The 18,336-nt window shown below is 57.9% G+C and carries 13 protein-coding genes and 1 tRNA gene; 3 read left to right on the top strand and 11 right to left on the bottom strand.

Going from position 1 to position 18,336, the window contains the following annotated elements:
- The first annotated feature begins 8 nt into the window (after positions 1–8).
- The gene (gene gltB / locus H1S03_RS04580; protein ID WP_185803366.1) at positions 9–4,538 is read left to right on the top strand and encodes a glutamate synthase large subunit; all 4,530 of its coding nucleotides are present in this window, start codon (positions 9–11) and stop codon (positions 4,536–4,538) included.
- Positions 4,539–4,783: 245 nt separating this feature from the next.
- Here the strand turns inward: gltB and H1S03_RS04575 are convergent, their stop codons facing one another.
- The 4 genes from H1S03_RS04575 to H1S03_RS04560 all read right to left on the bottom strand — a co-directional run bounded on the left by H1S03_RS04575 (position 4,784) and on the right by H1S03_RS04560 (position 8,837).
- On the bottom strand, positions 4,784–5,710 hold the full coding sequence (locus H1S03_RS04575; RefSeq protein ID WP_185803365.1) for a hydroxymethylglutaryl-CoA lyase: 927 nt from the start codon (positions 5,708–5,710) through the stop codon (positions 4,784–4,786).
- Entirely contained in the window at positions 5,707–7,011 is a 1,305-nt protein-coding gene (locus H1S03_RS04570) for a CaiB/BaiF CoA transferase family protein (protein ID WP_249777805.1), read from the bottom strand. Before H1S03_RS04570 ends, H1S03_RS04575 begins: the two co-directional genes overlap by 4 nt.
- Before the next feature lie 97 nt (positions 7,012–7,108).
- Positions 7,109–8,299 (bottom strand): alpha/beta hydrolase, encoded by a 1,191-nt coding sequence (locus H1S03_RS04565; protein ID WP_185803364.1) that lies wholly within the window; start codon positions 8,297–8,299, stop codon positions 7,109–7,111.
- Between the two features lie 4 nt (positions 8,300–8,303).
- A complete protein-coding gene (locus H1S03_RS04560; RefSeq protein WP_185803363.1) occupies positions 8,304–8,837 on the bottom strand; it encodes a VOC family protein in 534 nt (177 codons plus the stop codon).
- 102 nt (positions 8,838–8,939) lie between these two features.
- Here H1S03_RS04560 and H1S03_RS04555 point away from each other — a divergent pair, with 102 nt between their 5' ends.
- A complete protein-coding gene (locus H1S03_RS04555) occupies positions 8,940–9,716 on the top strand; it encodes a GntR family transcriptional regulator (RefSeq protein WP_185803362.1) in 777 nt (258 codons plus the stop codon).
- A gap of 238 nt (positions 9,717–9,954) precedes the next feature.
- On the opposite strand, the gene H1S03_RS04550 is transcribed toward H1S03_RS04555, so the two are convergent.
- The 7 genes from H1S03_RS04550 to H1S03_RS04520 all read right to left on the bottom strand — a co-directional run bounded on the left by H1S03_RS04550 (position 9,955) and on the right by H1S03_RS04520 (position 17,249).
- Entirely contained in the window at positions 9,955–11,256 is a 1,302-nt protein-coding gene (locus H1S03_RS04550) for a TRAP transporter large permease (RefSeq protein ID WP_185803361.1), read from the bottom strand.
- A complete protein-coding gene (locus H1S03_RS04545) occupies positions 11,249–11,737 on the bottom strand; it encodes a TRAP transporter small permease (protein ID WP_221892595.1) in 489 nt (162 codons plus the stop codon). Before H1S03_RS04545 ends, H1S03_RS04550 begins: the two co-directional genes overlap by 8 nt.
- 163 nt (positions 11,738–11,900) lie before the next feature.
- A complete protein-coding gene (locus tag H1S03_RS04540) occupies positions 11,901–12,929 on the bottom strand; it encodes a TRAP transporter substrate-binding protein (protein ID WP_185803359.1) in 1,029 nt (342 codons plus the stop codon).
- A gap of 44 nt (positions 12,930–12,973) precedes the next feature.
- Positions 12,974–15,310, bottom strand: coding sequence for a cytochrome P450/oxidoreductase (locus tag H1S03_RS04535; protein ID WP_185803358.1), 2,337 nt, complete (start codon positions 15,308–15,310; stop codon positions 12,974–12,976).
- Between the two features lie 416 nt (positions 15,311–15,726).
- Positions 15,727–16,419: a helix-turn-helix domain-containing protein gene (locus H1S03_RS04530; protein ID WP_185803357.1), complete on the bottom strand. Its 693-nt coding sequence runs from the start codon at positions 16,417–16,419 to the stop codon at positions 15,727–15,729.
- 128 nt (positions 16,420–16,547) lie between these two features.
- Entirely contained in the window at positions 16,548–16,802 is a 255-nt protein-coding gene (locus H1S03_RS04525) for a hypothetical protein (RefSeq protein WP_185803356.1), read from the bottom strand.
- A gap of 370 nt (positions 16,803–17,172) precedes the next feature.
- Positions 17,173–17,249: transfer RNA gene (locus H1S03_RS04520), tRNA-Arg, on the bottom strand.
- 59 nt (positions 17,250–17,308) lie between these two features.
- Between H1S03_RS04520 and H1S03_RS04515 the strand changes: the two genes are divergently transcribed.
- A complete protein-coding gene (locus H1S03_RS04515; protein ID WP_185803355.1) occupies positions 17,309–18,256 on the top strand; it encodes a hypothetical protein in 948 nt (315 codons plus the stop codon).
- Positions 18,257–18,336: the final 80 nt, after the last annotated feature.

Here is an 18,336-nt window from a genome sequence, read left to right as displayed (position 1 = left end):
GCATGACCATGACAAATTACGATGCCGAATGGGCCGCTTCCTACGAAGAACGCGCCGCTGATCTGGCCGCGCGCGGCATGTACCTGCCCGAGGAAGAGCACGCCAGCTGTGGCGTGGGGCTGGTCGTCAATGTAGACGGCTCCCGCTCCCGCGCGGTGGTGCAGAACGGGATCAACGCGCTCAAGGCGATCTGGCACCGCGGTGCGGTCGATGCCGACGGCAAGACCGGCGACGGCGCGGGCATCCACGTGCAAATCCCGGTCGAGTTCTTCAAGGATCAGATCGAGCGCACGGGTCACACCCACCGGGGGGAGCTGATCGCGGTCGGGCAAATCTTCCTGCCGCGCACGAATTTCGCCGCACAGGAACGCTGCCGTACCATCGTGGAAACGGAAGTCCTGCGCATGGGCTACACGATCTATGGCTGGCGGCACGTGCCGGTCGAGATCTCGTGCCTGGGCGAGAAGGCCAATTCGACACGCCCCGAGATCGAGCAGATCCTGATCTCCAACTCCAAGGGCGTGGACGAGGATGAGTTCGAGCGCGAGCTCTATGTCATCCGCCGCCGGATCGAGAAGGAGGCCATGGCCGCACAGGTCCCGCAGCTCTACATCTGTTCGCTGTCGTGCCGCTCCATCATCTACAAGGGCATGATGTTGGCCGAGCAGGTCGCCGTGTTCTATCCCGATCTGATGGATGAGCGGTTCGTGAGCGCGTTTGCAATCTATCACCAGCGGTATTCCACCAATACCTTCCCGCAGTGGTGGCTGGCTCAGCCCTTCCGCATGTTGGCCCATAACGGAGAGATCAACACGCTGAAGGGCAACCTTAACTGGTTGAAATCGCACGAAATCCGCATGGCTTCGAACTATTTCGGGGACATGGCCGAGGATATCAAGCCGATCGTGGCCGCAGGCTCGTCCGATTCCGCGGCGCTGGATGCAGTGTTCGAGGTACTGGTCCGCGCGGGCCGCAATGCCCCGATGGCCAAGACGATGCTGGTGCCCGAGGCCTGGTCCAAGACCGCGACCAAGATGTCGAAGGAGTGGGAGGAGATGTACGCCTACTCCAACTCCGTCATGGAGCCATGGGACGGCCCCGCCGCGCTGGCCATGACCGACGGGCGCTGGGTCTGCGCCGGGCTGGATCGCAACGGCCTGCGCCCCATGCGCTATGTCGTGACGGGTGACGGCATGGTCATCGCCGGGTCCGAGGTGGGCATGGTTCCGGTGGATGAGATGAACATCGTCGAAAAGGGCGCGCTCGGCCCCGGCCAGATGCTGGGCGTGGACATGGCGCGCGGCATCCTGCTGCACGATGTTGAACTGAAGGACGAACTCGCCGGCTCGCAGCCCTTCGGTGAGTGGGTGGGTCGCATCAGCAATCTGGACGACATCGCCAAGGTCACGACGGAAACCGTGTTGAGCACAGGCGAGGATCTGCGCAAGCGCCAGATCTCCGCCGGGTACGACATCGAGTTGCTGGAGCAGATCCTGCATCCAATGGTCGAGGACGGGAAGGAGGCGCTCGGCTCGATGGGCGACGACACGCCACAGGCGGTCCTGTCCGAAAAGTACCGCCCGCTGAGCCATTATTTCCGCCAGAACTTCAGCCAGGTCACGAACCCGCCGATCGACAGCCTGCGCGAACATCGCGTGATGTCGCTGAAAACGCGGTTCGGCAACCTCAAGAACGTGCTGGACCAGACTGGCGCGCAGGCCGAGATCCTGACGCTGGACAGCCCTGTTCTGACCAATGCGCGCTGGGACAGCATGCTCACATATTTCGGGGACAGCGCCGCTGTCATCGACTGCTCGTTCGCGGCACAGAAGGACGGTATGCGCGAGGCTCTGGACCGGGTGCGGACCGAGGCGGAGCAGGCCGTGCGCGCCGGGGCAAACCACATCATCCTGACGGATGAGAATGTGGACGAGCAGCATGTCGCGCTGCCGATGATCCTCGCCACCTCCGCCGTGCATTCGGGGCTGACGGCGAAGGGGCTGCGGACCTTCTGTTCCATCAATGTGCGTTCGGCCGAATGTGTCGATCCGCATTACTTCGCCGTGCTGATCGGATCGGGGGCGACCACCGTCAACGCCTGGCTGGCGCAGGACTCCGTTGCCGACCGGATCGAACGGGGCCTGATGGACGGCCCGCTGTCACAGGCGATGGACCGCTTCGTCGAGGCGATCAACCAAGGCTTGCTCAAGATCATGGCGAAGATGGGCATCTCCGTCATCTCATCCTATCGCGGTGGCCTGAACTTCGAGGCGGTGGGTCTGTCGCGCGCGATGTGCGCGGAATTCTTCCCCGGAATGCCGTCGCGCATTTCCGGCATCGGCATCCACGGCATCCAGCAAAAGGCGCTCGACATCCACGCGCGCGCCTATGCCAGCGGCACGGATATTCTGCCCGTGGGCGGGTTCTACAAGGCGCGCCGGTCAGGCGAATCCCATGCGTGGGAGGCTCAGGGCATGCATATGCTGCAAGCCGCCTGTGACCGGGGCAGCTACAAGATCTGGCAGGAATACAGCCGCTCCATGCAGGCACGTGCGCCGATCCACCTGCGCGATCTGCTGGGCTTCCAGCCGGGCAACAGCCCGATTTCGGTGGATGAGGTCGAGAGCATCACCTCCATCCGCAAGCGGTTCGTGACACCCGGCATGTCGCTGGGCGCACTGTCGCCTGAGGCGCACAAGACGCTGAACGTCGCGATGAACCGCATCGGCGCGAAATCCGATTCCGGTGAGGGCGGCGAGGATCCCAGGCATTTCAGCCCTGAGCCGAACGGCGACAACCCCTCGGCCAAGATCAAGCAGGTTGCGTCGGGCCGCTTCGGTGTCACGGCGGAATACCTCAACAACTGTCAGGAACTGGAAATCAAGGTCGCACAGGGCGCCAAGCCCGGTGAGGGCGGGCAGTTGCCCGGCTTCAAGGTGACGGAGATGATCGCCAAGCTGCGCCATTCGACCCCCGGCGTCATGCTGATCTCGCCCCCGCCGCACCACGATATCTATTCGATCGAGGATCTGGCGCAGCTGATCTACGACCTCAAGCAGATCAACCCGGATGCCAAGGTCTGCGTCAAGCTGGTGGCACAGACCGGCGTCGGCACCATCGCCGCCGGTGTGGCCAAGGCGAAGGCGGACGTCATCCTGATCTCGGGCCACAACGGTGGAACGGGGGCGTCGCCGCAAACCTCGATCAAGCATGCCGGTTTGCCGTGGGAAATGGGTGTCAGCGAGGCGCATCAGGTGTTGAGCCTGAACAACCTGCGCTCCCGCGTGACGCTGCGCACCGACGGTGGCCTGCGCACAGGCCGCGACATCGTGATCGCCGCGATGATGGGGGCAGAGGAATATGGCATCGGCACCGCCGCCCTGATCGCGATGGGTTGCATCATGGTGCGTCAGTGCCAGTCCAATACCTGCCCCGTCGGCGTCTGTACGCAGGATGAGGAATTGCGCGGCAAGTTCACCGGCAGCGCGGACAAGGTCGTGAACCTGATCACCTTCTACGCGCAGGAAGTGCGTGAGGTGCTGGCCAGCATCGGCGCACGGTCGCTGGACGAGGTGATCGGCCGGGCGGATCTGCTGACGCAGGTCTCACGCGGGTCGGCGCATCTGGATGACCTCGATCTCAACCCGATGCTGATCGCGGTGGATGAGGAGCGGGGCACGATCTATGACCGTGACAAGCCGCGCCAGAGCGTGCTGGACACCCTGGATGCCAAGATCGTCCACGACGCGCAGCCGTTCTTCAAGGATGGGGAAAAGATGCAGTTGAGCTATTCGGTCGAAAACACCGACCGGACGGTGGGCACCCGCGTGTCGTCGCATATCGTGCGACGCTTCGGAATGCGCAACGATTTGCAGCGCGGCCATCTGACGGTGAAGCTGGAAGGTTCCGCCGGGCAATCGCTGGGCGCGTTCGCGGCACCGGGGCTGAAGCTTGAGGTCTCGGGCGATGCCAATGATTACGTCGGCAAGGGCTTGTCGGGCGGTCGCATCGTGGTTCGCCCCGTTCTGGGCAGCCCGCTGACCGCCGCCAGCAACACGATCATCGGCAATACGGTGCTGTATGGTGCCACGGCGGGCGAATTGTTCGCCAATGGGCGCGCGGGTGAGCGGTTCTGCGTCCGCAACTCCGGTGCATCGGTGGTGATCGAGGGCTGCGGCTCGAACGGCTGCGAATACATGACTGGCGGCGTGGCGGTCATCCTCGGTTCGATCGGGGATAATTTCGGCGCGGGCATGACCGGCGGCATGGCCTTCGTCTATGATATCGCAGGCGATTTCGACGTGCGCATGAACGATGAGAGCATCATCGCCGTGAATGTCGAAAGCGCCCATTGGGAGGGTGTCCTGCGCGATCTGATCGAGCAGCACGTGGCCGAGACCGGCTCGCGCCGGGGCGAGGAAATCCTGCGCAACTGGTCGGACGAAATCACCCGGTTCCGGCAAGTCTGCCCCAAGGAGATGCTGAACCGTCTGTCCGCCCCTCTCAGCGACCGCGCCGACGCGATCCCGGCGGAATGAGAACCCAGCTGCCCCCGGCGACGGGGGCAGCGATGCTGCTTTGAACGAAATTTGAACTGCGTGGCACGACAGCACCCTTGCGGGTAGCGCGCGCCATTACCGCAATTCATGGCTGAAGCCTGCTATATGAAAAGCGGCATCGGATAGAATTGCTGTGCACGGCTGCTCAGTAATAACGGCTCATGTTATATCTCTGGCAGATTGGCTGGCGTGGCCCGCGGTTTGATTTGGCGGGCAGTCCCCGTTTATGTGCTGGAACTATTCAATTCTGCCGCATACCGCGCTGTAATTGCTTGTCTGGCCCGTCCGCCGGATTGTGCGCCAGGCAGTAAGGCTGCCTCGCCTGCCAACGCAACCATTCTGTCCAAATCGCATCCTGTCGAGACGCCCATTTTCTCAAACATGTAGATAAGGTCTTCGGTTGCGACGTTGCCTGTTGCACCGGGCGCGAATGGACATCCTCCTAGCCCTGCTATGGAAGCATCGAAAACACGCACGCCCTGGAGAAATGCAGCATACACATTCGCTGCGCCAAGCCCATAGGTGTCATGAGCGTGAAAGGCCCAGCGCAGATCACGTCCGAAACTTTCGCCTACCGCTTTGAAGAGGTCCGAAACCTGCTTCGGATCCGCACGACCGGTCGTATCGCATAGGCAAAACTCTGCACGTGGCAAGGCGGAGATCAATGGCTCGAGCAATCGCACCACATCATCCACTTGAACCCGCCCCTCAAATGGGCAATCAAAAGCGGTCCCAATATTAAGCCGCATTTCTTTGTCGTCAGGCAGACTTGTTGCCAATGCCACATATTCGCTCGCCGACGCTTCTGGTGTGCGCCGCACATTCGAGCGGTTGTGCGCCTCGGAAACCGAAAGTACGAAAGCCAGACAGGGGGCGTCGGCTGCTAACGCCCTTCGTCCTTGCTGCAATGTAGGGACCAGAACCCGAGGGCGGAGCCTCGGAATATCGCGGGCCAGTTCGAGGAGGGTCGGCGTATCGGCCAGTTGCGGTAACGCCTTTTGGCTGACGAACGAGCCGATCTCGATATCATGCAGTCCACATGCGTCCAGTTGTGTCAGGAAGTGCAATTTCTTCTCGGTCGGTATAAACGGACCCACCGATTGAAAACCGTCACGGGGGCCAACTTCAACGAGTGTAACTGAAGTGTTCATATCGCACCCTCTCTGCGCAGTTCCTCGATCCTCTCTTTGGACATACCCAAAAGTGTGGAAAGGATAGTGTCACTGTCCGCGCCGATCTTGCGTCCGGTCCAGCAAAGATGCCGTTCCGATTCAGGCATATGCGGTACGACACCGGGGTGCGACACCCTTCCTATCAGTGGATCCTCCACCTCATGAACCATGCCGCGTGCGCGATACTGTCGATCTAGCGCGATATCTTCTGCGTTGTAAATCCGACTTGCGGGAATGTTGCCTTTGACCAGTGCTGCCTCTATCTGCTCGATATCCAGTCCTTCCGTCCAACTTTGAATCGCGTCATCCAGAGCGTCAACATTGTTCACCCTGCTTTGATTGTCCCTAAACCGCGGGTCTTCTGATAATTCAGGGCGTTCCATCACAGTGCAGAGGCTGGCGAAGAGAGGTTGGGAATTCGCCGCTATAACGATCCACTTTCCATCAGCGCTGCGATACGCACTCGTAGGTGCGGCGGTAGGAATACGTGCGCCAACCGGTTCTCGTACTACTCCCAAGACACTATGCTCTGGAATCAACCCTTCCATCATGCTTAAGACCGATTCCGTCAGTGCGACATCAACAGGCTGGCCCTGGTTTGTACCGCCAACATGATCCCGCTGCCAAAGCCCGGAAATGATTCCAATCGCTGCGTACATACCGGCAATGCTATCGCCGATGCTAATACCCACCCGTACAGGTGGCAGATCAGTTGTACCCGGAGCGTGATTGGTCAAATAGCGTAGCCCGCCCATAGCTTCACCAATCGCGCCAAAACCCGAGCGATCCTTGTCCGGACCCGTTTGACCAAAGCCGGAAACGTGCGCGATTATCAGCCGTTGGTTCGCCTCCCGCAAGACTTCATCAGAAAGGCCCAGTTGAGCCAGGTGTCCGGCTCGAAAATTTTCGATCAGCACATCGGATTGCTTCACCAAATCAATCACAATCTGTCGGCCGGCCTCAGATTTGAGGTTAGCAGTAACCGTCTGCTTGTTACGGCCGTGTACGGACCACCATATCGAATTACCGTCCTTCTTCAGTCCCCATTCACGCACTGGATCTCCAGATGGAGGCTCCACCTTGATCACTTCGGCCCCGAGGTCCGCAAGAAGACGAGCACAGAAAGGGGCCGCTATGAAATGCCCCAATTCTATTACGCGGATCCCGTCCAACGGGCCTCCTTTAGTTCCGAGCGTGTTATTTTCATCGCGAGGTCTTTTCGTCATTTCGTAGTCCTGTTTGCGGCCCTTGTATTCAGACCTATTCTTGCGTTCCGTCAAACCTTGGAAAATATGGAGTTTGCATATTCGTTACTGGCCAGTGAGAAAGACCGTGCCTCGTAACTGCGTTTCAACGAAACGTGGAAACGCTCTCGTTTTAACGGAGCAGCAACCGTTCCTTGAGCCAGGCGCGTATTTCGCGGATAACTTCTGCCTGCTTTTCAGGTTGTTCGCGGTAATAATGCGTTGCGCCGTCTACCCGAAGGTACGTCTTGTCCGCCATTTTGCCGGCCTCAAATACGCAAGCAGGATGGCTGGGCGGCACCGCGTCATCGGCACCATTTTCGATCAGCAACAGCGGACAGGCAATGTGCCCGACGCATTCTTCTGCATCGGCGCGCGAATGATTTGGTGACCACTGAGAAAGCCAGGCGCGCAGGGTGCTAAAACGGGCGAGCCCTACTGGTCCGGTATTTACGGTTTCGGGATTTCCAAGATAGCTCCAGCCGGGGCGGCGCTCATTTGGTTCTTGTGTTGGGTCCAGAAAACGCGGATCTGCCATGGTCCGGTGCACAATAAAGGGACGTTCGATTTCTGCTCCACCACCGCGTTTTAAATGTGCAAGTTGCTCCAGAACCGTGTCGGTAATCCTTCTCATACGCGCAAGTTGGCGTTTGCGAAACTCGACCACAAAATCCGCATCGTAAGGCGGTTTCGGACCATTTTCGGCGTAAAGATCAAAAGCAGTGTCACGAATGTCGGGATTACTTTCATCCATGACTGAAGGATCGATCCATTCTGACAAAATCCGCGCTCGCCCCGTATGTGCGGCGATGAACATGACCGCATCGGCGGGCGGCAGCTTCGCGCGTGTCAGATCGTACACGTCCCCAACTGGCGTTTGCGTAATCGAGGGATGCTCGGCTTGACTTTGATAGAACACTGCAAGTGATCCGCCACCGCTCCAGCCACACAGGACGACGTTGCGATAACCCAACTCTTCACGGGCATACCGGATATATGCGCCCAAATCCGCGCATACTTTTTCCATAATCAATGCGGTATCGTTCTTGGCATAGCGCGAGGCGCAGGAAAGCACGTGAAAACCAGCTTTAGCTAATGCAACGGGCAGGGGCATCAGGTGCAAGGTCGACGCAGGATGCATGAAAACAAGAACAGTGTCCGAAGGTAAATCCTGCGGAATTATTCGCTGTCCCTCCAGAAACACCGAGCCTTGACTGCCAGTGAACCCGTAGGTCTCAGTAAACGCGGCTTCCTCACGGAATTGAACGATGACTGGCACCCTCACAATATCGTATGATTTTAATGTTGTGTTGCTGCCAGCCATCTCGTCACCCTCTCACATTGCCGTGCATGAATTCATCCACGTCAGGTGCGCGCTTGGTCTTGCTCCACTCTTCCAGCATCGGCTTTGCCCTGCGGCCCAACTCTCTGGCCATCTCCGGCGAGGTTGTGTCTACAGCCAGCTCCATCCGGTGCCCGTTCGGATCAAAAAAGTAGATCGATTGGCATATCTTGTGATCGGCCGGCCCAACGACATCAATGCCACCATCCACCAAACGTTTCTTATATCGTTCCAGCGTCTCCATATCGGCCACCTTGAGTGCAAGATGTTGCACCCAGTCAGGAGTGTTCGCATCCATTTGCATCTCGGGAGATTCAGGGAGTTCGAAAAACGCCAGGAACGAACCGTCGCCCATTTCCAAAAAGATGTGAACATGCGGGGACCATTCACCGGTTGACGGTACTTCGTTCTCCGCAACCGCGATGGTCAAATCAAGGTCCATATACTTCTTGTAGAACTCAGTCGTCTCCTTGGCGTCGCGACATCTGTAGGCGACATGATGCAATCCGTTGATAGTCATTTGTTTCTCCTCAGAGGATACTGCGATCTCTCGATTGGTATACATTTACCTGGATTAGGTCAACTTTTTCGTTTATAAATTGCTAAAATGTATACCAGTGAGATGAAATTGACCCTTGTTGAAAAAGCCGTTGAGAAGTTGCGCGTCGCCATATTGAACGGTGAATTTTCTACCGGTCCGTCGATCACCGAGCGTCAGGTCAGTGAATATCTGGGCATTTCGCGCACCCCTGTCCGTGCCGCCCTGCAAACATTGTCGAACGAAGGATTGTTGGTCTACGAAGCCCAACGCGGATACCGCGTGCGCAGCGTCAACCATGAAACCATTTCCGAGGCTCATATGGTGCGTGCCGCGCTAGAGGCTCTTGCCTCCCAAATAGTCGCCGAAACAGGCCTGTCGGCAGAAACCTCGGCTACGCTCGAAGCCTGCGTGGCAGAAGGGCGAGATCTTCTTGGGAAGGGTGCGTCGCGGTTTCAGCATGAAGAGTGGCGCAACATGAACAACCGTTTTCACCAGACAATCGTCGACGCCGCAGGGAATGAAACCCTCAGCAACTCCCTGGCACATGTGGCGCTCATGCCGATGATGTCATTCAAGGTGATCGCGACCATCGGCGCGTCGCCGAATATGGTTCTATTGGAGGGATCGCAAAGGGATCACGAACAAATCCTTTCTTGCCTTCAGGCTGGTCAATCCATGCGCGCATCGAACCGCATGCAGGAGCATATCCTGTTTGCAGGCGATTTGATTTCAAAAGACATCCGACGACAATACGGAGAAAGCGCGCCAACGGGTTCAGCATTGGCCGATCGCGCTGCCGGCACAACCAAAAATGAAAATACAAAAACAGAGCTTGATGATGCATCGGCCATCGACTGAAAACCGAGCTTTCGCGTTTTATGAGTACAAGTCTATCCGTTCCCGCGACCGGAAGAATTGCACGGCGGCTCTCTCTCACTAGGTAGCTATTGCCGGCGCAGGTCCAGTGGGTCTAGCCACAGTCCTGCTATTGGCAAGATCGGCGTCCTTGGCGTGACAAATGAAAGCGAAGCGCAAGTGCCCCACGCCAGCCGGGCAGTCGCGGCTACAAGACGTCTGTTTGCCGTTCCAACGGGCTTCAGAACGTTTGACTCGGTAGCCATAGTACAATCGCGGGGAATGCGACGAGGATCGACAGCCGCAGAATGTCCGCCAGGATGAACGGCAGGATGCCCTTGATGACTGTGGACTGTGACACATCGCGTGACGCTGCCTGCACTACGAAAAGGTTCATGCCGATGGGCGGCGTGATCAGTCCGATCTCCGCGACTGTCACTACCACGATGCCGAACCAGATCAGATTGAAGTCCAGCTCCAGCGCCACGGGTGCCAATAACGGCACTGTGAGTAGGATCATCGACATCGCGTCCATGAAGCAGCCAAGGATCACGTAAAAGATCAATATCAGCACCATGACTACCATCGGTGTCAGCCCGGAACTGTGGATCTGTTCGATCAACATTTGCGGCAGACCGGTATTCTCAAGAAAGAAGTTGAAAAGCGCAGCACCGATCAGAATTAGGAAGATCATCGCAGTGAGACCTGCGATTTCGAACACAGAAGCAACAAGAGACTTACGGTTCAGTTCGCCCGAAAACACCGCCAGGAAGAAGGCACCCACTGCGCCTACGGCCGCCGCTTCTGTGGGGGAAAACCAGCCCACATAGATGCCGCCGATGACCAACACAAACAGGGCGAGCACCTGCCAGACTTGTCCCAGGTAACGGATGCGACTAGCCCAATCTGTCCGTTTGGACGGTGGTGCCATATCAGGTTTCATACGCACCTGAACCATGATGGCTCCGGCATATAACAGCGCACCCAGAATACCCGGCAGCAGTGCTCCGATAAACAACTGCCCGATGGAACTTTGCGTCAGAAGCCCGTAAATCACCAACAGAACCGAGGGCGGAATCAATACGCCCAATGTGCCACCTGCCGCGACAGTGGCAGTGGAGAGTGACGGATCGTAGCCGTGGCGTTTCATCTCGGGCAGAGCAACGCGACCGATGGTCGCCACGGTTGCAAGTGATGATCCACAGATCGCGCCAAAGAATGCGCTGGCACCGACAGTGGTAACTGCCAGACCGCCCCGTCGATGGCCGATAAACGCATTTATGGCATTGAACAGCGACCGTGAAAGTCCGGCATGTGATGCAAACACCCCCATCATGACGAACAGCGGGATCACCGAAAATGAATAGGGAAAGATCGATTCAAAGGGGCTGGACCCGAGGATATAGGCTACGCCCATCCAACCGTTCAGATACCAGTAGCCCAAAGCGCCGATAACGCCCATCGAAATCGCGACCGGCAGGCCAAACGCTATAAGCGCCAGTGCCGCGACAAAGCCGACAAGGCCAAGGGTCGGATCACTCATGTCCCAACTCTTGTTTTATTGATTTCACCGATTCCAGAAGGATTGCTGGCAGCGACACCGCCAGCCCGACCAGCAGCGGGTACCAGTACCAAGCGATGGGAATGCCCAGTTGCTGCGACTTGTCACCGAACATGGTGCGCGTCTCAAACGTCAGGTAGCCCCGCCACAGCATCAGGCCGACCAGTACGAAACTGGCCAGAGCCCCCAGCACTTTTAGTGGAATCACCAGACTGGCGGGTAGTGCCGCCAGCAGGAAATCGACGGTGACATGCGTCGCCGTATAAAACGCAAACGGCATCGTCAGCCAAGCACCGGTGACGACGGACAGTTGCACCAGATCCACGACGCCTTCGATTGGATACCCGATACGCCGTCCCAGAATATCGACCACCGTGACAAGAGCCGCAGCGCCAAAAGCAGCCACACCCAGAATTGCCAGCCCCTGGATCAGCCAACCTGTCAACTTTGCAACCTGTACCAAGTGATGATCTCCCATGAAAAAACCTGGCCCCCAGGGCCAAAACCCGATCTACAAACCGACCGGGCATGGACGTTCCATTGAACCTTGCTTCGCAAGTTCGCATCCACCCCGTTTGGGCGGATGCGAAAAGTGGTGTTCGGTATCAATGAAAGGTCGAAACGCCCTAATCCTGCTGCGCGGCTTCATACTCGGCGATCTTGTCCTGCATCGCCTGATAGATTTCTGTGGCATTATCCACGCCGCTCTCCTCGATCGACTGTAGATAGCTGTCCATCATCGGCTGCAAGGCTTCGCGCCAACGGGCCCGTTCGTCCTCAGACAGTTCGGTGATCTCATGGCCGGCCTCGATGGCGCCCTGGCGGCCCGGTGCATCCCATGCGTCCCACCAGTCGCCGAACTTCGCCACCAAATCCGCGCCCGAGGCCTCATCGATACAGGACTGAGCCTTTTCGCTGAGACTGTCATAGGAATTCTCATTCATCACGAAGAAAAACGAAACTGTGTAGGCGCGCAAGTCCAGATGATAATTCAGCACCTCGTTCAGGCCAAAGCTTTTGACCGGATCCCAAGGAAAAACGGTGCCGTCGATGACGCCGCGTTGCAAGCTTTCATAGACTTCACTCGGTGGCAGGCCCTGAGGGTCGGCGCCCAGCGTGGACAGCATTTGCGACACGGCAGGGCTGGGCGTGCGAATGCGCAGACCCTCCATATCCTCCATCGTCTCGACTTTTGTGGAGTTGGTGTGCAGCAGCCCGCTGTTGTGAGCGTGAAGCGCGAGAACCTTGAGACCTTCGTATTCCTCGGCCAGATGTGTCGGCAGCAAATCCCACAGTGCCTGACTGGCGGCACCGGCGTCATTGGTAAGGAACGGCATGTCGATCAACGAGGTACGCGGAAAGCGGCCGCGTGGAATGCCGTGCAATCCGTGGGCGATGTCGACGACTCCGGCTAAAACCTGTTCTTGCTGGCGCGCCACATTGCCCAGCTGGCTGCCTGCGGCAAAGATCTCGAACTGGACTTCGCCGTCCGTGCATTCAGTCACCTGCTCGCTCCATGGCACAAGGAAATCAGTCTGGATACCGTGCAGGGCAGGCGTATAGTGGCTGATCTTTAGCGTTGTTTCCGCCTGAACGCTGGTGGCCAGAGCGGCCGTTGTGGCAATGGTGGCTATAAAGGTTCTTTTAGGTGACATTTTTGGCTCCCCAGTTTGTCAGAGTTATTTCTTGAGTAGTGTTTTTAAAGGGCAAGCTTGATCCGCGCCCCGTCTTTACCACGCGAACAGCAAGTCATCATGCGTTTGCTTTCGATCCGTTCGGCGCGCGTTAGAACCATGTCTCGATGGTCGATCTCTCCCTCGATAACCGCCACCTCGCAAGAGCCGCACAAACCTTCACGACAATCGCAAGCAACGTCGATGCCCGCCGCCAATATCGCATCCAACAATGTTGTGTCGGACGCAATATTCAGCACCTGACCCGAGTCCGCCAACTCAACCTGAAACGCCTGTTCTTTGTCGGGATCAATTACCGAGGCATTGGAGGAAAAATGTTCAAAGTGATAGGTGCCCTCCGGAAAATCATTCGTCAGCGTCTCCAGCGTGCTGAGCAGTCTCTGCGGACCACAAGCATAGACCTGCGCGCCATCGTTGAGTCCAGACACAACGGCGGAAAGGTCCATTCGACGTCCTTCGTCCCCTGCGTACAGCGACAGCACCGCACCATGATCTTGGATCACGCGGTTGAGAAATGCCATGGTTGATTTCGACCGGCCGGCATAGTGCAGCTCATAGCTGTGCCCCAAGGTTTTCAAACGGTCGGCCATGGCAAGGATCGGTGTGATGCCGATGCCGCCCGCGACCAGCACCACATGCGGCGCAGTCTCGTCCAGATGGAACAGGTTGGCCGGTCCTCGCATCCGGATTTCCGCGCCTGCATGAATGGTATCGTGGATGTATCGCGACCCACCACGCCCCATATCCTCGCGCAAGATGGCGACATGGTAGCTGTCATCGTCAGGTGATCCGCACAGCGAATATTTGCGATTATAATCGCCTACGCATAGCTCGATATGGGATCCGGCGCTCCATTTCGGCAGAGGGCGGCCCTGTGCGTCCTCGATGGTCAGGCCGAGAATACCGTCAGCTTCCCGGCGCACTTCGGAAATACGCACCTTGCGGGCGATGTCGCGCCACGCGGGGGGACCCACGGGAAATCTGCGGTGAAGCTCCGTCGCGCTCGGATCGGTCCGTTCTGGGTTCTGCGCAGGATCCCATTCGACCCATAGCTCATCGGGACCACGGAAAGAGGTGTTGGGCATGTAAGAGAATTCTTGGTCGGCCAGGCGCAGATGTGGCAGGCGGCGCGTCACTTCTTCCAGGAAAATCCGCATTTCCATCCGGCCGATGTTCTTGCCCATGCATTGATGCGCTCCATAGCCGAAGGTCAGGTGATCGATGGCGTTGTCGCGGTAAATGTCCAGGGTATCGCCTCCCTCGAAATGCCGCTCGTCTTGGTTGCCGGAAGCCTGCACGATCAACAACTTCGCACCTTCCGGCAGGTCGACACCGTTCAGAGTTGTCGGCGCGGTGGTCTGGCGACGCCAGGCAACGGTTGACCCCGCATAGCGCAAACATTCCTCCACCGCATTGGGGATCAACGACGGATCGGCGCAGATGTCGTTCCATGCGTCGCGATGGGTCAGCAGAGTCTTGAACATATTGGCAGAAGCCAGTGACGTTGTCTCATGTGCGGCAACGATGATGGCCATCATCATCGAATGCACATAACTGTCGGTGACAACCTCAGGGATCTCGGCGTTCATTCGGATTGTGTGATGCATCCAACCCGTGCCCTCGGGCTGGCCGCGCATCTTTTCGATAACCTCGCCTGCGTACTGCCAGAAACGCCCTACGTCATGAGCGACCTCGATCTGCTTTTGATCTGACGGCTTTCCCCATGTGTTGACCGAATGGGCCAGTGTAAATGTTTTGAGGGTGGCGATTTCATCTTCGGGCACGCCAAGAAAATGTAGCGCCACCAAAAGCGGCACTTCGTATAACATGCCATCGATCAGATCGACCCGCCCGCTATCGATAAAGGCATCAATCTTTTCGCGGGTCAGTCGGCGGATCATGTCCTGCTGCTGTTCCAGCTTTTCGGGCATAAAATGATCTTGCAGCGCACGGCGACGCTCCATATGCGCAGGCTCGTCCTCATTCACCAAGGTGCGGGCCATGCCATAATCATAGCTCTTGAGGATTTCCTGCGCCTCAGGCGTGGCAGGCGTGATTTTCTCTAGCACATTGCGCGGGGAAAACAGGATCGGATCGCGGAATACCGATTTGATGTCATCGTAGCGTGAGACAACCCAGTATCCTAGTTTGGGGGCGTAAAATACGGGAAGCTGATCGCGCGACCAGCGCAGGGCTTCCGCGGGGTCCAATTGGTAAGGTCCCTGGAAAGCGTCAAATTCGCGGGCCAAGGCTGCCGGGTCAGTAATGGGACAACTCTGCGCCTTAGAGGCCGCGCCACTGAACGGGCATTCACTCGCAGTATTTGCGGTTTGGTCGGCCATCTCGTTGCCTCCTCTCAATCTCGCTCCCCCGTCCCAATCGCGATGTTCGAGGCCACTTTTACTTCAGGCGGAATGGGCAGGCAATGACTAATATAGTTACAACCTGTGCGCTCATAGTCGCGTATTCCGAGGTGATCTGCTGATTTTGCCGTGCTGATCGCTGCATTATCCATATAAATCATGATATTAAAGGATATGCGGCATGTTTCACGGATGATCCGGAGGAAGCGGGTTCTGAACGGAACAATCGGGTGGATTTCGACAGCCGGAGGCCGCGGCAGTTACCGCGCACGCACCTCAGATCCGACAGTAGTCTGCTGTTGATGCGGCAGGCCGATGACGCCCTCGGACTGCGCGGTCCCGCTTCCCGGCGTTATGCGGCAAACGGACTGTCGCCTTATGCAAAACTCGACATTCTACAAAGACAGGGAGGTGATCATCTTCGACAGTGTTTGTGCCGCGTCCGCGACGGCTGCTGTTGCAGCATCCAAATCCAGGTCCTCGAAAGCAACCACTCCGACCGAAAACTCATGTCTTGCAAACCCACCACCAGTGAGACGCAGCGCACTGGATACACCCACTGCACCCTTATGCAATTGGCTGCGCGTAATACTGTAGCCAAGTTTACGAGCAGAACGGACATCTTGAGAATCTGCTTCCGTTTCGGGGCGCGCCGCAAGAATGGCGATCCCGGCGGCACCGAGGGTAATCGGATGGCGCCGTCCAACCCGGTAACGAATGGTGACAGCTACGTCCCGTGGCTCAGCGGATAGCACTACTACACATTCCTCGCTGTCAGCCATAGACAGAAAAGCAGTTGCCTCGCATCTCTTAGCAAGGTCTTCCAGAACCGGGAGAGCCATGGCGCGGATATTATCCACGGTATTCCCGCCGAGTAGATACGCATTCGCGCCCAGCACGATACAACCGTCCCCCACGCGTCGGACCATGCCACGATCGGCCAGCGTCGCAACAATTCGGTAGGTGACCGCGCGATGCAGGCCTAGTCGAGTCGCAAGATTGCTGACCGTGAGTCCCTCAGGTGCTTTGGCCACCAGCAGCAATGCTTCGATGCCACGGTCGAGTGTCTGCAACTTGCCTGTAGTCATGCCGAAATCTGTCCTTTTGAGGTGGTCCTGGTTATTCGACCAGTTTGCAGCCTTGTTGAGCTAGATCAGGGTTCACTTAGGCTGCTAACCTCATGGGTTCTGTTTGCTGCCATAGGCCTCGTTGGGGGTCAAGATACCGTGGGTCGAATGGGGCCGGTCGGTATTGTAGCAGGGCAACCATTTTTTGCCTCGCGCCCCGAGCAAATGGAGCGAGGCATCGACCAGAAATCCCGCTTTATCACCTGTGGCCCATTCGTCGCATACAGCTTCTCAATCTCCGCCGCCAGCGTCAGCTGCTCGCGGATCGCATCAAGTGCAACACGCGCCTTAAACTCAGCCGAATGGTTCTGTCGTTCTTCATTTCGGATCACTTCTTTCGTCATGTGATCCACCTTACCCACTGGCCCGAATTTTAGCGACCGCCTCTGGGAGGCACATCCATGTGCATGTGGCCACGGCAAATGATCATCTGAAAGGTTTGGTCGAGACGCTGTGGGATCAAGCTGCTCTCTGAAGAGAAGCCGGACTTCTGTGGGCAAACCCCGCTACACCATGAAGAAACAGTTCGAACACGCGCTCCAGTTTCTAACAAGTACTTGGAATATCTTTGAAAAAGTGAACTTGATGTGGCGTCGGACGGTGCTGAGATTGGCCTTTTTGGAGCCGGTTGCATATAGCCGGAATCAAGGCCTTCGAACACCAACTGTCTTTTTTTCAAGGTCTTAGAACAAATTCAATGCGGTGGAAAAGTCATGGTGCACCCATCAGGATTCGAACCTGAGGCCTCTGCCTTCGGAGGGCAGCGCTCTATCCAGCTGAGCTATGGGTGCGTCCGCCCGCTGCATACTGTAAGCGTGAGGAGAGCGCAACGCTTCTTGATGGGGGCACCATGCCGCTGAACGTGATGATCGTGGTACAGGAGGGGCGGCTGGCCTATGAGGCGCTGTTGGCGACCGCCAGCTATGTACCCTCCCCCGACATGCGGCTGTGGTTGATGGAGCCGCAACCCGGCCCGTTATGGCCGACGGATCCGCGCATCGCGGACCCCGATATCAGGGGGGAGCTGGAACGCCACGCACCGATCACTCCGTTCGAATGCAGGCATTTCGGCGCAGCCTATCCTCATGGCAACAAGATCGAAGCCCTTGCTGCCTTGCCTGAGGCAGAACCGTTCCTCTTTTTCGACACCGACACGCTGTTTCTGGGCCCCCTGCCCCGGATCGACACCGCCCGCCCCGCTGCCAGTCTGCGCCGCACGGCGAGTTGGCCGAACCCTGTGCCCGGCGGCCCGGACAGGAGTGAGATCTGGCGCGCCCTGCATGAGCGATTCGGCCTGGAGTTGATTGAGGATACCGCCCATCCACCCGGCGATTGGCAGCGATATCCCTATTACAACGCCGGATGGTTCTTCGGTCCCTGCCCGCGCCGGTTTGGCAAGCTGTTCGCAAGATATGCGACGGAGATCCGCAGCGATCCGGGTGAGGCGCTGGCGGGACAGGCGCTGATGCCGTGGCTGGATCAGATCGCCCTGCCACTAGTCATCGCGGCCGAGGGCGGTGCCCCGCGCGCGGTTCCCGGCCTCGACGGGGCGTCGACCTGCCACTGGCGCACTCTGCCACTGGCCTATGCCCGCGAACCCGACGCTGTGATCGCACGGCTGGAACAGGTCGCGCAGATAAACCGGGTCAAGAAGTTGCTCAAACGCTATCCCCCGTTCCACAGAATGCTCTATCGCGGGGGCGGTACCGCGGCGCGCGCATTGTTCGCGGACGGTCTGCCCCCGCATGAGGCGGACATCCGCAAACGCCTGCGCGCCGCCGACCTCTGGCTGCGCTAGGGTGTGGACTCATTGATCAGCAATCCAGATGCGGATCGCTGCGAGCTTGATGGCTGCCAGGAAGTTCTCCGGATTTCGAT

This window comes from Pontivivens nitratireducens (assembly GCF_014235845.1).
GTDB lineage: Bacteria > Pseudomonadota > Alphaproteobacteria > Rhodobacterales > Rhodobacteraceae > Pontivivens > Pontivivens nitratireducens.
Note: the sequence above shows the minus strand (reverse complement) of the source record. Positions and strands in the feature narration are given on the sequence as shown.